The organism is Chryseobacterium sp. PvR013, assembly GCF_017833095.1.
GTDB lineage: Bacteria > Bacteroidota > Bacteroidia > Flavobacteriales > Weeksellaceae > Chryseobacterium > Chryseobacterium culicis_A.
In genome coordinates this window covers 1,900,394-1,915,461 of the sequence record NZ_JAFIBT010000001.1, presented here as the reverse complement: position 1 = coordinate 1,915,461, position 15,068 = coordinate 1,900,394, and the positions used below count along the sequence as shown (strand labels likewise).

12 protein-coding genes are annotated in these 15,068 nt (G+C 37.6%); 8 read left to right on the top strand and 4 right to left on the bottom strand.

The annotated features are described in order from the left end of the window. Window positions 1–3: 3 nt before the first annotated feature. Window positions 4–702: an SAM-dependent methyltransferase gene (locus JOE44_RS08440; RefSeq protein ID WP_209785204.1), complete on the top strand. Its 699-nt coding sequence runs from the start codon at window positions 4–6 to the stop codon at window positions 700–702. A 95-nt stretch (window positions 703–797) separates the two neighbouring features. On the opposite strand, the gene JOE44_RS08435 is transcribed toward JOE44_RS08440, so the two are convergent. Beyond that, window positions 798–1,646, bottom strand: a complete 849-nt coding sequence (locus JOE44_RS08435) for an IS3 family transposase (RefSeq protein WP_209785203.1) — start codon at window positions 1,644–1,646, stop codon at window positions 798–800. Between the two features lie 14 nt (window positions 1,647–1,660). Next, entirely contained in the window at window positions 1,661–2,167 is a 507-nt protein-coding gene (locus JOE44_RS08430) for a transposase (RefSeq protein ID WP_209785202.1), read from the bottom strand. Window positions 2,168–2,559: 392 nt separating this feature from the next. Here JOE44_RS08430 and JOE44_RS08425 point away from each other — a divergent pair, with 392 nt between their 5' ends. Continuing rightward, window positions 2,560–4,359 (top strand): lytic polysaccharide monooxygenase, encoded by a 1,800-nt coding sequence (locus JOE44_RS08425; RefSeq protein ID WP_209785201.1) that lies wholly within the window; start codon window positions 2,560–2,562, stop codon window positions 4,357–4,359. A 271-nt stretch (window positions 4,360–4,630) separates the two neighbouring features. Here JOE44_RS08425 and JOE44_RS08420 read toward each other — a convergent pair whose 3' ends face one another. Beyond that, window positions 4,631–5,524, bottom strand: a complete 894-nt coding sequence (locus tag JOE44_RS08420; protein WP_209785200.1) for a DUF4349 domain-containing protein — start codon at window positions 5,522–5,524, stop codon at window positions 4,631–4,633. 174 nt (window positions 5,525–5,698) lie between these two features. Here JOE44_RS08420 and JOE44_RS08415 point away from each other — a divergent pair, with 174 nt between their 5' ends. Beyond that, window positions 5,699–6,766 carry a DUF2891 domain-containing protein gene (locus JOE44_RS08415; protein WP_209785199.1) on the top strand — a complete coding sequence of 356 codons (1,068 nt, stop codon included), beginning with the start codon at window positions 5,699–5,701 and terminating at the stop codon, window positions 6,764–6,766. On the opposite strand, the gene JOE44_RS08410 is transcribed toward JOE44_RS08415, so the two are convergent. After that, window positions 6,763–7,236: an Mpo1-like protein gene (locus JOE44_RS08410; protein ID WP_209785198.1), complete on the bottom strand. Its 474-nt coding sequence runs from the start codon at window positions 7,234–7,236 to the stop codon at window positions 6,763–6,765. The genes JOE44_RS08415 and JOE44_RS08410 overlap by 4 nt on opposite strands. 74 nt (window positions 7,237–7,310) lie before the next feature. On the opposite strand from JOE44_RS08410, the gene JOE44_RS08405 reads away from it, so the two are divergent. The 5 genes from JOE44_RS08405 to JOE44_RS08385 all read left to right on the top strand — a co-directional run bounded on the left by JOE44_RS08405 (window position 7,311) and on the right by JOE44_RS08385 (window position 14,911). After that, entirely contained in the window at window positions 7,311–8,156 is an 846-nt protein-coding gene (locus JOE44_RS08405) for an AraC family transcriptional regulator (protein ID WP_209785197.1), read from the top strand. A gap of 89 nt (window positions 8,157–8,245) precedes the next feature. Then, a complete protein-coding gene (locus tag JOE44_RS08400; protein ID WP_209785196.1) occupies window positions 8,246–9,556 on the top strand; it encodes a TolC family protein in 1,311 nt (436 codons plus the stop codon). 24 nt (window positions 9,557–9,580) lie between these two features. Continuing rightward, window positions 9,581–10,699, top strand: coding sequence for an HlyD family secretion protein (locus tag JOE44_RS08395; protein ID WP_209785195.1), 1,119 nt, complete (start codon window positions 9,581–9,583; stop codon window positions 10,697–10,699). 102 nt (window positions 10,700–10,801) lie between these two features. Next, window positions 10,802–12,394 (top strand): MFS transporter, encoded by a 1,593-nt coding sequence (locus JOE44_RS08390; RefSeq protein WP_209785194.1) that lies wholly within the window; start codon window positions 10,802–10,804, stop codon window positions 12,392–12,394. 306 nt (window positions 12,395–12,700) lie between these two features. Next, on the top strand, window positions 12,701–14,911 hold the full coding sequence (locus JOE44_RS08385) for a TonB-dependent receptor (protein WP_209785193.1): 2,211 nt from the start codon (window positions 12,701–12,703) through the stop codon (window positions 14,909–14,911). The last annotated feature ends 157 nt before the right edge of the window (window positions 14,912–15,068 follow it).

Here is a 15,068-nt window from a genome sequence, read left to right as displayed (position 1 = left end):
ACAATGCTTTTTTTACTCCCTGCTTACTTATCAGAAAATACCTCTATCAATCATTTTTCGCCTGTTTTGAAGGATTATATCATGCAAACAGATTATTTCTTTGTGGAAAATGAGAAAACAGCGCGAAAGGTTGTGAAATTTTTTGCTCCTGAAAAAAAACAGGCCGATCTGAAGTTGTTCTTATTGGATAAATACACTGAAAATGCAGATATCAAGGAAGCTCAGGAACTGATGATGAAAGGGCAGGACTTCGGATTGCTGTCGGAAGCCGGATTGCCTTGTATTGCAGATCCCGGAAACCTGATTGTAAAATGGTGTCATGAGAAAAACATCAGAGTGATCCCAATTTCAGGGCCTTCATCCATTATTCTGGCTTTAATTTCCAGTGGATTCAACGGGCAGGAATTTACTTTTCATGGTTATCTTCCAATTGATAAAGGAGAGAAAAAGAAACAGATCATGAACCTTGAAGGGCTTGTTCAGAAAACCGGATATTCACAGATTTTCATGGAAACACCGTACAGGAATAATCAGCTTTTTGAAGATCTGTGTAAATTTTTATCGCCGAATACAAAGCTTTGTATCGCTGCCAATATCAACGATCCGGAACATGAGTTCATCAAAACAAAATCAATAAAAGACTGGCAAAAACAAAAGCCGGAACTGCATAAAATTCCTGCGGTATTTGTACTGGGGAAATAAACTATACTCCTGTAGCTTGATAATAAGTATGAGAGCTGTTGTGACTAGTCCTAAATAAGCGTTACATATTAATAGGATAAAAATACTAATATTTATTATATAGTTGTTGGGTTTTCCCGACAACTATATTTGTTTTTATACGTTCTTATTTTTACACTATTTTGTTTGTGCATCTGCTCCGGTGTTTTCATATAACACGACCAATGTGGTCTTTTGGTATTATAAATGTGAACTGCATCTTCTACCAATAGCTTCATTGTCTGTATATTTACCTGATAATCTTCTAATAAGAACTCTTGCTTGAGTATTCCGTTTACTCTTTCTGCAATAGCATTTGCATAAGGATCATAGCTTTCAGTCATTGAGGGTCTGATATTTTTCTTTTTCAATATTTTTTGATAAACATGACTGCAATATTGTAACCCTCTGTCGGAATGATGAATTAAGCTTTTTTTATAATTTCTTCTCTTTATAGCCATATTCAGGGCCCGCAGAGATCCCTCAGTTGCCAAACTATTAGAAAGATCATATCCCATTATTTTCTTAGAATAAGCATCTGTAACCAAAGCCAGATAGCAATTCCTGTCTCGCCCTCCAATATAAGTGATATCTGAAACCCATACTTGTTCCGGCTGTTCCAATGGCATATTTTCTATTAGATTCTTATGCTTTCTGAATCGATGATGGGAATTGGTGGTTATTCGATAGTTTCTTTTGGGTTTTATGAGCATATGATTGGCTCTGAGTATGCTGAAAAGTTTATCTCGTCCCACATGTAATGTATGCAGAGAGTCCGCCAGCATATGATAGATCTTTCTTGTACCCACACGAGGCATCATCAAACGCAGGTTATTGACCAGTGTAATCACTTGGTCAGCCCGGGCTTGTTTTTGATCTCTAAGCCAAAAGCTTCGATAATAGTGCTGTCGGTTGATCCCGACCAATCTACAAAGATAACTTATCGTTTTTTTTGTTTCTTTGCTGAGATGCTGGATTGATCGGGAAAGGAGTTTTTTCTTACCGAAATCAAATATTCTTCCTCCGCCAGGTCTATCAATTTATCCAAAATAGCGGCTTTGTCTTCCGATTCCATTAAACGGGTTTCAAGATATTCGTTATGACGTTCCAGACGTTTTAACTTCTCTTCCAGCTCTTTAATCTTTTGTTCAGGTGTTTGCATAGCTTTATGTTGGGAGCGGTTGTCTATATCAAAGGTACCATATTTTCTTCGCCATTCCGTTATAGTGCCGTGACCTTGAATACCATACTTACGCATTGCTGCACGATTGCCAATACTGCCACTCTCTACTTCTTTTACTACCGCCAATTTAAAGGAGACGCTGTAATCCTTTTGGCTACGTTTTACATACTGATTGTGAAATGATTCCATAAAATTACTTTTTTTGTGTAACGCTATGTTAGGACGAGACATTGAGAAAATAGAAAAAGGCTGTGAATATTTCATGGCCTTTTCTTTTTTATTTAAAATCGTCTGGAATATTATAAATAGGATTTGTAAACTCCTCTTTTTTTTGTCCTTTCATTTATTCATGAATAATTTTAACTAAAAATATTTCAACTGTTAGTGATAATTATCATGGGATTTATATATTTTTGTAATATAAAATACCCTAATTTTATATTTAAATATAACGCATTATGAATTTTACAATTTTAATGTAATTAATAATATTCATGATGTCGTTTTATATAGTTTGGCTTTTTATTATACATATTATAATTGAATTGTTTTAAACGCTGCAGGTAAATATCGCTTGTATTTTTTGAATTATTGATGATGTAAGTTCCGTTTTGCTTACAATCAATTCAGCCCAATCAACACCAAAATATTAAAATATGATGACACGTAAAATTTTTTTTCCGGTATTGCTGATGCTGGCCATACTGGTACCTTCTTTAATTCATGTATCCGCACATGGATATGTAATGAGTCCTGCCTCACGAGGATATCAGGGAAGCCTGGATAAGGCTGCATTGGGTTATTCTGCCGCATTTGGAATCTATGGATCTGTAATTAATGAACCCGCTTCTCTGGAAGCTCCAAAAGGCTTTCCTGCGTTTGGGCCTGCGGATGGAAAGATTGCGTCCGCTAATGGAAGTATAGGAGGAGATACTACCCTGGATATCCAAAATGCTAACCGGTGGAAGAAAACCAATATCACTACCGGTATAAATGCGTTTATCTGGAAATATACAGCTTATCATGCGACGGCAAAATGGCATTATTATATGACCAAGCAGGGTTGGAATCCCAATCAGCCGCTTACCCGTCAGAATCTTGAGCTCATTGGTACAGTTATGCATAATGGAACCCCACCACAGGATAATGTTTCTCATCAGATTACAGTTCCTGCTAATCGTACAGGCTATCATATTATTTTAGCAGTCTGGGATGTAGCAGATACTACCAATGCATTTTATAATGTTATTGATGTGAACGTAACCTCAGGAACAGGAGTTTCGGCACCAGCCACTCCTACAGGGTTAACGCAGTTGGGAGTTACCGGTTCCTCTGCTAAAATTAGCTGGACGCCACAGTCAGATGCCGTATCTTATATTGTGTTCCGCAACGGACAAAGTCTGCAGCAAGTGAATGGAGCTCAGTTTGAAGATACGGGGTTAACGGCTAATACAGTTTATACTTATGAAATACAGGCCAAAGGTTCTTCAGGACTTACATCAGGGAAGAGTGCTCCGCTCAGTGTGAAAACGAACAGTGAAGGTATTCCTGAAAAACCCACAGCGCCATCAAATCTTCATTCAATGGGAGTTACTGAAAATTCTGTTTCCCTGATGTGGGTGGCCTCAACCCATACCCAAGGCGTTAAAAATTATCATGTATTTGAAAATGGGATTAAAGTAGGAGAAACTGTTCAAACAAGCTTTTCAAGGACAGGTTTGGCACAAGATACAGAATATCGTTATACGGTAAGATCTGTTGCTGTGAATGATCAGCTTTCTGATATGAGTAATGAATTAAAAGTCAGAACAAAGAAAGTAACACCTGGTAATGGTCAGTTGTATTGTGGAGCAGAGCAGTACAATGCTGCTAATGCATATCCTACAGCTGGAGTGAAAGTTTTTTACTCCTGTAAAATCTGGAAAAATAATTGGTATGCGAATCCGGGAGAACTGCCAGGAACAAATATGGTATGGGAGGAAGTAAGTGCTTGTGCCGAAGGTCCTGGCTGTGAATCGGGCGGGCCGGTGACCTATTGTGGAGCACAGGAATATAATCCGGTAAAAACTTATCCAGCAGCAGGAACAAAGGTTTTTCATGCCTGTAAAATCTGGGAAAACAAATGGTATGCAAATCCGGGAGAAGCACCGGGAAGTAATGCGGTCTGGAAGGTGGTAAGTGACTGTAATGAAGGAACAGGCTGTACTGCCGGGCTTACCAATAAAGAAGCTGGTTTTTCAATAGTTGTATCTGACCATCTGATCAGTTTCATACCTGAAAGCGCTTACAGTAAAATAAGCAGAGTAGATGTCATTACTCCTCAGGGACTTCAGATCATGACTTTCATGAATCCTGGGCAGAACAATATGAATATCAGCCGCCTTCAGTCTGGAATATATTTTGTAAAAATTCTTTACAAAGATGGACGCAGTATCATTAAAACAATCAGAAAATAATAAACAAAAAGGTGGTCTCAAAAGTATCATTCTGAATGAAATGGAGTGAAGAATCTCATATTACAAATTACAAATAAAGTTCTTCCTTCGTCAGAATGACAAAATACAAATTGTTTGACTTTTGAGACAATTTCTTTTTTCAAAAATATTTAACAGCTCTTAACAAGATTATTGCACTATTCTTGTTATTAAAGCCTATACTGGAAACAGTATAAATTGTTGATAATGCAGTGAAAATCCGGGCATCAGAGATGCCCGGATTTTTAACAGATTAATTTTTATTTTTTTTTCCTGATTTCCATTTTCTCCAAAGGAAAACCATAACGGGAATAAGCAAAAAGAACGGCCATAGCGAAACCAATCCCAGGAGGAAGCTTACAAAACTGTTCCAGCCTTCTGTCAGAGAATCCATAAACCGACTTCCAAAACCGATTTTTGAGGTGGCTGAGCTTCTTACTTTCTCTTTGTATAAGTTGAGCGTTAAAGTGCTGTAATTTACACGGTCATCAATAAAACGAAGTCTGCCTTCAGCAACATCAATCTCATCTTCCAGCTCTCGGATATTTTCCTGAATTTCCAGCATATCCTTTGTGGTAGCAGCACTTTTGAGCATATTACGATACTTTTCAAGATAGATTTTTTTATTGGCCAGTTTTATCGATATATCAGTGTACTCTTCCGTGACATCATTGGATGAAATATTTTTGGATAAAACCGAGCCTACTCCGTCTGAAAATGAACTGACAAGAGCATCGAAATTTTTATGAGGAACTCTGATGATCAGGGTAAGGTTATCATCCATGTCCGTATTTTGAAACTCTTCTTTCTGGATATAGGCATTATTTTTCTTTATGATTTCATTGACCTGACTCTGTGCTTTTTTAATATCACCAACCTGAATTTTCATATCTCCGTTTTTGATGATTTTTTTGGAGATGGTATCTGTTTTCTTTGTGTTGTACAGATCTTTGTTAGATATATTTTCATCGGGAAGCAGTTTCTCTGAAACAGCAAGGGGTGGAGGTGGAGGTACAGCCACAGCAGCAGATGCATGATCTTCAGTGATAACTTCCATCAGATCAGCTTTAACTTCCTGTTTTGCCACTCCTGATTTATTACAATTAATAAGAATAAGTCCTGATAAAATGAGAATAATATTTTTCATGGGTTAGTTTTTTGTGGATATGATCAAAAAGTGTGCTTAAAAATGTTCATATTTTAAAATTGTTAAAAAATTAAAATGAAATAAAACGTAAGAGCAGATCAAAAAATAATAAGATGGCTTTAAAACCGGGCTGAAAAATTGCTGAGACTGATAAATTATCTCTATTTTTAATTCATGAAAAAAAGTCTTTTAGCATTTGTATTTTCACCATTTCTGATGTATGCCCAGGAAGCTCCAAAACTTACAGACGAAATGGCCATGAAATTGTCCGACAAGCCTCTTCACTGTATCAATCAGGAATATCCAAATAAAACAGCCCATATTATCAATAATGCTGGCGAAGTTCCTCTGACTCCCAAAGATCTTCACCCTAGTTTTTATGGGTGTTTTGATTGGCATAGCTCTGTTCATGGACATTGGATGCTGACAAGACTTTTGAAAACAAAACCTAATCTTTCTCGTGCTAGAGAGATTGAAAAAATTTTAGATGAATCTTTTCAGAAGGAAAAACTGCAGACAGAAGCAGATTATTTTACAAAATATCAGCTTACAGGAACTTTTGAGAGAACTTACGGCTGGGCATGGATCTTAAAACTGGACGAAGAACTGACCAACTGGGATCATCCAAAAGCTAAAATATGGCATGAAAACCTGAAACCGCTCACTGATCAGATTCTGAAGTCATGGAAAACATATCTTCCAAAACAAACCTATCCGAACAGAACCGGAGTTCATCCTAATACGGCATTTGCAATGGCATTTGCCATAGATTGGGCAAGAGCCAATAAAGATAAAGAGTTTGAAAAACAGCTGATGGAAAAGGCGAAATACTTTTTCTTAAAAGATCAGAAAACACCTGCTTATCTTGAACCGGACGGGTCAGATTTCTTTTCGCCAAGTCTTGAAATTGCAGATTTGATGCGAAGAGTTCTCCCTCAAAAAGAATTTGTACAGTGGCTGAATGCTTTTTATGAAAAAAGAAGCCTGGAGAATGTTGAAAAAATTCCTGTAGTAAGTGATCTTAGCGATTATCAGACGGTTCACCTGGTAGGACTTTCTTTTTCCAAAGCATGGTGTATGAAAGGAATTTCAAATGCTCTTCCTGCCAATCATCCCTTGAAAAAGGATTTCAGGAAAACGGCTGACGTATTTCTTGCCAATGGACTGCCTTTGCTTTTCCAGGGAAATTATGGAGGAGACCACTGGCTGGCAAGTTTTGCTGTATATGCTCTGGAGGATTAATATTTGATTCCTGTTTTTTTCAGAATAAAACCTAGAAGCCATATTGGTCCTATCAGAAGAAACTGCAGATCTTTAAGGAAAGAAGGTTTTTTTCCTTCAATTTTATGACCTATAAACTGAAAAATCCAGGTGATAATAAATACACTAAGGTAAACCATCCATGATTGTCTTCCGACATTGATATTGGTGAGATAGATAAAATGCTCCATAATAAGCATTACTACAATCATCACAATGGCGATCCGAAAAGACAGTCTTATATAGAACAGCGTGATCAGAATAATAGCAATAATGCTTATGATACTGGCACATCCGAAGTAGGAAGCGCAGAAATGAGGGGAGGGAATCAGGGATGCAAAACCTAGAATTGTCCAGAAAATTAAGGGTACACAAATCCAGTGAATAAGCTTGTTGGTCGCATTTCTGTGACTTTTACTGTATTCGGCAAATAATAAATCGACCTTTCTCATGCTGAAGGGAAATTGGATGAATGCTAAAATAATAAAATTTTGTAATCACTGGTAAGATTGCTTACATTTGTCTTATGTCTGCCCTAGAAAAATTCGGAGTTGATATTTTTACGGAAAAAAATATTTTCGAGAGAATTGCTGTCGACAAGCCTTTCCGTCCTGATAATCCTGCATTTATATTTATTAAATCAGGAACGATAAAACTGCGTCAGCATTTCAGTGATCTTGAAGTTTCCGCCAATATGTTTATGGTAACCGATCCGCAAACTATTTATGAAGTGGTTTCTGTGACAGACGATTTTCAGTCTAGGATGGTTTCTTATAAAAGAGGATTTATTTCGGCCTTATCATTGAAGTTTAACCGTTTGATTACTTACCGGTATTTCAGGCAGCAGATGAATAAAGGAGTTCCTTTCCCTGAAGACGAAATGGAAGTGGTCTGGAAAAGTGTTAATTTCCTGAAATATATCCTGGATTCTGATACGGAAATGCTTTACAAGAAAGAAATGGTAGAGCATCTTTTCTCTGTTTTTTGCTACCAGATGGCAGGAATCATTTCCAAGGAAGATAACAGTTCTATGAACCAGATGTCCAGACAGGAAGAAATTGTATTTGTATTTCTCACCGATCTTTCGGAACATCATCTTACAGAAAGAACTGTTGAGTTTTATGCCGAACGACAATCAATTACAACCAGACATCTTTCTGCAGTAGTGAAGACAATTACAGGAAAGTCTGCAAGCCAAATCATTGCTTTAATTGTGATCAATGAGGCAAAGGTACTCTTAAACTCTTCCAGTAAACCGGTTTCAGAGGTTTCTTCTATTCTCGGATTTAGCGATCAATACTCATTTTCTCACTTTTTTAAGAAGCATCTGGAGGTTAGCCCTACACAGTACAGACATCAGTTTGAAAACTAAAATCTTACATTTGAACATCTTTTTCCAAAAATCAAACATTTGATTGATTTTGTTGTTGACCTAACTTTGCATCTGTAAAACAAGGTAAAATGACAAAGAAAATAAAAACAGCACTATCTGTATTGATAGCAGCTTTTCCTGCGCTGTTTTTTTCACAACAGATTAAGCAGATGACCGCAGGTGAGGTAGCGGAACTCGCTGTTCAGAACCATCAGCAGCTCAAAGTGTCTGCACAGAACATCGGTATTGCAAAGCAAAACACGAATGTTGTTAAACTTCAGAAACTTCCTACGATTACGGCTTCTACAAGCCAGTTCTATCTAGGAGATGCAGTTGCCATCGATAAAGATTTTTCAAATTCTACAAATGTTCCGATGCCACATTATGGAAGTTCCTATGCGGTACAGGCTACACAGCTGATCTTTAAGGGGGGATTGGTGAATAAGTCTATCGAAATGGCAGGACTTCGTGAGCAGCTTTCTGAACTGGATCTTGAGAAAAATAAGCAGGATGTGAAATTTTTAGTAATTTCCAATTATCTGGATGTCTATAAGATCATCAATCAGGAAGAGGTATTTCAGAATAATAAGAAGCTGGCTCAGGAACGTCTTAAAAATATCCAGAAATTCTATCAGCAGGGAATGGTAACCAGAAACGAAGTGATTCGTGGAGAATTGGCCATCAAAAATCTGGATCAGGGGATTCTTACTCTTTCAAACAATAAAAAAATCCTTAATTATAACCTGAATATTGCTTTAGGTCTATCTTCTGACACGGAAATTATTCCTACAGAAAGTTTAGAAAACAAAGAATCCGGAATAGGCATGGAATACTATACAGATCTTGCCCATGAAAGCAATCCATTGTTGAAGTCTGCCCAAAAAAATATTGCGGTTGCAGATAAAAATATTGAGATCATCAAAACGGATAATGCACCTACACTGGCTGGATTTGGAGGATATACGCTGCAAAGACCGATTACAACCAGAAATCCTGTGTTGGATATGTATTCAGGAGGATGGCAGACAGGGGTTTCTTTGAGTTATAACATAGATACGCTGTATAAAACGAAAGAAAAAGTAAAATTAGGAGAGCTGCAAAAGAACCAGGCGAATGATGCAATGACTCTGGTACAGCAGAATGTAGATATGGGAGTGAATGCAGCCTATACAAAATATCAGGAAGCCATTCAGCAGGCAGATATTCTTAATGATTCCAAAAGGCTGGCAGAAGAAAACTACAAGATTACAGAAGCCAAGTATCTGAATCAACTGGCTGTACAGGCAGAAATGATTGATGCACAGAACCAGAAACTGCAGTCAGAACTCGATTATGCCAATGCTGAGATCAATGTTTTGTATCAGTATTACAACCTTTTGAAATCTACAGGAACACTTTAATTTTTAACACTGAAAATCAACACAATGGAAAACAAGGGACAAACTACTCAAGATACTACATCAACTCAAGCAGCATCTGCTGTAGAAAACAAGAAAAAGAAAAATAAAACCAATAAAATCAGAGCTATTATTTCCAATATCATCGTTTTTTTGGTGATCGGTTTCGGATTGTTCTGGTTAATACGTGAATATTTCCATATTGGCAGCAAAACCTATACAGAAGCTGCACAGGTAGAAGAATTTATCAATCCTGTTAATACAAGGGTTTCTGCTTATATCAAAGAAATTAAGTTTATTGAACATCAGCATGTAAAAAAAGGAGATACACTGGTTATCCTTGACGAACGTGAAATTCTTACCCAGCTGGGACAGGCAGAAGCAGCATATCAGAATGCGATGGCTCAAAAAACAGCAACAAGTTCTTCCGTGAATACTGTTTCCAACAATATCAATGTGATGCAGTCTAATATTGCGGGAGCAAAAGCCAGATTATGGAATGCTGAACAGAATTTAAACCGATATAAAAATCTTTTGACGGCCGAGGCAGTAACAAGACAGCAATATGATCAGGTAAAAACAGAATATGATGCTCAAAAGGCGGCTTATGAAACCCTGGTAAATCAAAAACAATCTGCAAACCTTTCTACAACTGAAGTGAAAAGTAAGCTGGGAATCAATGATGCTGAAATTAAAAGAACAAAATCTGCTCTGGATATGGCAAAAATCAACCTTTCGTATACGGTGATCACCGCACCTTATGATGGAGTAATGGGAAGAAGAACCATCTCCGAAGGTCAGTTGATCCAGCCGGGGCAACAGGTGGCAACCATCGTACTGAATGGTCAGAAATGGGTAACGGCCAACTTCCTGGAAAGCCAGATGCCCAATATCAAAATTGGAGAAAAAATTTCGATGACAGCAGATGCTTTAGGAGGTAAACAATTCGAAGGTGTGGTAACAGCGGTTTCTGCGGCTACCGGATCAAGATATTCAAGTGTACCAACGGATAACTCTACCGGAAATTTTATTAAAGTACAGCAGAGAATACCGGTGAGAATAGAGTTTACAGCTTCCAATAAAAAAGAAGATCTGGATAAACTGAGCGCCGGAATGAATATGAATGTGAATACTAATAAAGACTAAAAGACGGAAGATATCAGATTTCAGACCATGTTCGTATGGAAAACCTAGGTTGAATGTTGAAAGTCTGCTATCTGATATCTGAAATCTATTACCTAAAAAAACATGTACAATAAAGGATTATATAACAATTGGGTACCGAAACCCATACAGCTGCTGCTGATTGTATTACTGCTTGCTGTGGTAATGCCTATCGGTGGAGTGTATACGGGGAATATCAGTTCTCTGGTAAGTGGTACCGGCGCCATGACAGAATATTTTATGTGGGCCAATTATGCTACCACCATTGGTATGGGAGCCTGTATGCCTGTTGTCCTCAGAATCAAAATGAGATTCAAAGTAAGGGATAAGATGGTTTTGCTTCTGGTACTTTTAGGGCTGCTTAGCTATGTGAACGGAACTACTTTACAGCCATTGATCTTCATATTTACTTCTTTACTCATTGGTTTTATGAAGATGATGGTCACCATAGAGCTGTTCCTGCCACTCATGGTTATGATTGGAAACCGTGGTATGTTTTATGGCGCTTTCTATACATTCGTTCTTGTGATGAATCAGGTGGCTACTTATTATGCCGCAGAGTTTGCCCTGGTTTATAACTGGCAGCAGTTTTATCTGTTTACAGCAGTTTTATGCTTTATTTTAGCATTGATACACTGGATTTTTATGCACAATAAATATTTTGCGTTAAAAGTTCCTCTTCATTATATTGACTGGTTGAGTATTTTGCTTTTCATTTCAACGTTCATGTTTTCAGCATACGTTTATTCTTTTGGAAGACAGCAGGACTGGTTCAATTCGAAGAATATCATGAATGCCAGTATTGCTGCTTTTGTAAGTTTTGCATTGCTTTCTATCCGCCAGCTAACCTTAAAACGACCGTATATTTCTTTCAAAATTTTTAAAAAGAATAACGTACAGCACGGTTTATTTATGCTTTTCTGGTTGGGAATGTTTCTTGGAACAGCCTCTATACAGAATAGTTTTGCGGTGGGAGTTTTGGGATATGATCAATTGACCAATACCAGACTGAGTTTACTTATGATTCCCGGAATTATTCTGGCCGGAATTCTTGCAATTTTCTGGTTTAAAAAAGAAAAACCTTTGAAAATGTATATTCTTTCCGGTTTTGCCGCAATGATTGGATATGCCATTATTATGTACTTTTCTATGGTATTGGAGTTCAGTTATGACAACTGGTATCTGCCTATGTTTTTAAAAGGTTACGGAATGTGTTCTCTGTTCATCTCCGTATGGTTTTATACACTGGATAAGCTTGAAATGGATGAGATGCTGGCTGCCATCGGACTTGTATTGGTTTGGAGAACTTTCCTTGCGGTAGGAATTTTTTCAACCCTCTATTCTTGGTTTCAGTACCGATTTCAGGTGACAGCAATTGGAGATCTTGCCGTTTATATGGATGGAATGACCGTTACTCCTCAGAATGTAGCTGCCAATATGAAAACAATTCAGTTGAATGCCATTATTGTAGCGACCAAAAAAATATTCGGATATATCATTTTAGTTGGATTTGGAGTGATGATTTATATTACTACCCATCACTTTGGAGCCAAACGTTTTCAGTATTTCAGATTTGTAAGAGTTCTTGGAGGTAAATCTGTCATTGCAAGAAGAAGACTTCGAGAAAGAAAAAAATTATTAGAAGACATAAAAGATGCTGCAGGGCCTGCAGTATAAAAGATACCTTGTTTTTCACTAGTAAAATCCTGGTCCTTCATTGGGCTGGGATTTTACATTTTAGTAGGGAAGAGGGATGCTGGAAGAGGGACGTAGTGAAAGACGGTTTATAGCTATTTGTTTTATTTCAAACCTTTACTCCAAAAGAATTTATTATAACTTGTATTGATTACAGATCATCAATAACTTCCAGCTCCCTTCTTCCAGCTTCCATCTTTAAAAAATTAAAATTATACATTTTGTTATTTTTATTCTTTCTAAATAAGGATTATCTTTGTGAGATTATAAAACTTTGAAGTAGAAAGAATGAAAAAGCAGTATGCATTCATAGGTCTTTTGGTTTCGGGAGTGATGATTTCCCAGACCGCTAAAGATTCTATTGCCTCTAAAGGTATTGAAGATGTGGTGATTGTAGCCTCCAGAAAACCTACAAAAATCTCTGAAGTTCCGGGAACAGTGTGGGTAGTACAGAAAGAAAAGATTCAGGAACAGGCTAAAAGCGGAGTTCCCATCAAAGAAATGTTGTCGATTCTTATTCCTTCTATGGATATTGGTCCACAGGGAAGAACCAATTACGGGCAGAATATGAGAGGACGTTCTGCGCTTGTGATGATCGATGGTGTTTCTCTGAACAGCATCCGTGCCATCAGCCGCCAGCTGGATGCTATTGATCCCTTTAATATTGAAAGAATAGAGGTGCTTTCAGGAGCAAGCTCAATTTATGGAGGTAATGCGACTGGTGGGATCATCAATATTATTACAAAAATCCCTTCCAAAAAAGGAATCAGTGGAGAGACAGAACTGGGAGTGCGTACCGGATTTATGGGCAAAGACGACCATGATTTCCGTGCAGCTCAGTCTATTGCGGCCAAAGGGGATAAGTTCTTCGGAAGATTGGGAGTAGCTTATCAGCAGAATGGTGGTGTCTATGGCGCCGATCAGAAACAGCTCTTCACAGATATTACCCAGACTGACCTTCAGTATAACCAGTCGATTGACATTTTGGCTACAGGAGGATATCAGTTTAATAATAAACATAAAATAACAGCTTCCCTTCAGTATTACAATTCTAAATTTAATGGTGACCGAAGTTTATTTTTAGGGGAAAACCTGAGTGCATTTACTACAAAAAATGCTTCATTGCTGGAAATGAGAGATGGCTTTTCTTCCGATAAAAATGTAGGAACAGAACGTTATATGGCAACTGTAGCTTATAATGCAAACGGAATCTTAGGCGGGCAGGATTTGTATGTACAATTGGCTACCCGTGGTGAAAAATTAGGATTCTACCCATTTCCTGGAAATGTTACCCTTCAGACAGGAAAAATACCTTATATGTCCTCTTCGCAGCAGGATACCTATTATTCTGGGATTAAAGCTTTACTATCCAAATCATGGCGAGGACTGAATGTTACCTATGGAGCCGATTTCGATTTTGAAAAGTTTGAAGGAACACAATCTGTTTATGATATTGGAAAAACAATGTCTAGCGGAGGCTTAGTCAACGAGACCAAATATAGTTTGGGAAGATACCCAACCAATCACTCACAGAGTTATGCCGGATATGTTCAGGCAAAATATAATATCCTGCCGAAATTACAACTGAATGCAGGAATCCGTTATCAGCATATCAATGTAAAAATGGATGAGTTTGTCGGTTCAGAACAGCAGACACAGATGGCGATGGGGTATGGAAGCTCAGCATCTGCAATTCCGGGAGGTGAAAGTTCTTATAATGTAACCTTAGCCAATGCCGGATTGTTGTATAAATTCAATGAACAGCATCAGATTTGGGGAACATTTTCTCAGGGAGCAAGCTTAGCTGATCCAGCCAAGTTTTATGGAATCGGGCAATATAAACTGGTGGGAACAAATTGGGATGTGGTATCCAGCATCAATGTAAAAGAGCAGCCTCTGCAGGCGATCAAAACCAATCAGTTTGAAGTTGGGTATCGTATCAACAGAGGTGGATTAAAGGCTCAGATTGCGGGATTCCTGAGTAATTCTGATAAAACGGTTGCCGTTGATAAAAAGACCTTCCAGATTCTTGTGAATGATTTGAAATTAAGAAACATGGGAATAGAAGCTGAGGTTTCTTACGCTCTAAACAATGGAGTTTATTTTGGAGCAAGCGGACTTTTGATCAAATCTGAAGGAGATAATAAAGGAGAATGGCAGAAACAGGAAATTTACAATGCCTCTCCTTCAAAATTGGTAACGTATATCGGATATAACATTAAAAACTGGTCATTCAGATTCCAGTCTTTGCAGAATTTCAAACAGAAAGACGAGCTTAATAATGTTGTGGAAGGTTATAATACTTCAGACCTGATGATGGGATACCGATTCAACTGGGGAAAATTCAATCTGGGAATCCAGAACCTGTTTAATACCGATTATCAAACCATCTGGAGCAAGCGTTCCCAGGTATTGTATTCTACGTACGGACTTCCGGAACTGTTTAATTACAAAGGAAGAGGAAGAACATTCAACCTTTCTTACACTTTTGAATTCTAGAAAATAAGATGAAGGTAAAAATGCCTTGATCTGAAAACATATTGTATTTCAAATCCGGTTTCTGATATTGATCGGAAACCGGATTTTAATTAAAAAAATCAGTTATGGCTAAAATTTCAACAGGGTAGGAATCAATGGCATAACGTAAATTTCTTTT

Coding starts and splice junctions, on each gene's coding strand:
- JOE44_RS08440 (WP_209785204.1), top strand. CDS start 4: ATGCTTTTTTTACTCCCTGCTTACTTATCAGAAAATACCTCTATCAAT.
- JOE44_RS08430 (WP_209785202.1), bottom strand. CDS start 2,167: ATGAAATATTCACAGCCTTTTTCTATTTTCTCAATGTCTCGTCCTAAC.
- JOE44_RS08425 (WP_209785201.1), top strand. CDS start 2,560: ATGATGACACGTAAAATTTTTTTTCCGGTATTGCTGATGCTGGCCATA.
- JOE44_RS08420 (WP_209785200.1), bottom strand. CDS start 5,524: ATGAAAAATATTATTCTCATTTTATCAGGACTTATTCTTATTAATTGT.
- JOE44_RS08415 (WP_209785199.1), top strand. CDS start 5,699: ATGAAAAAAAGTCTTTTAGCATTTGTATTTTCACCATTTCTGATGTAT.
- JOE44_RS08410 (WP_209785198.1), bottom strand. CDS start 7,236: ATGAGAAAGGTCGATTTATTATTTGCCGAATACAGTAAAAGTCACAGA.
- JOE44_RS08405 (WP_209785197.1), top strand. CDS start 7,311: ATGTCTGCCCTAGAAAAATTCGGAGTTGATATTTTTACGGAAAAAAAT.
- JOE44_RS08400 (WP_209785196.1), top strand. CDS start 8,246: ATGACAAAGAAAATAAAAACAGCACTATCTGTATTGATAGCAGCTTTT.
- JOE44_RS08395 (WP_209785195.1), top strand. CDS start 9,581: ATGGAAAACAAGGGACAAACTACTCAAGATACTACATCAACTCAAGCA.
- JOE44_RS08390 (WP_209785194.1), top strand. CDS start 10,802: ATGTACAATAAAGGATTATATAACAATTGGGTACCGAAACCCATACAG.
- JOE44_RS08385 (WP_209785193.1), top strand. CDS start 12,701: ATGAAAAAGCAGTATGCATTCATAGGTCTTTTGGTTTCGGGAGTGATG.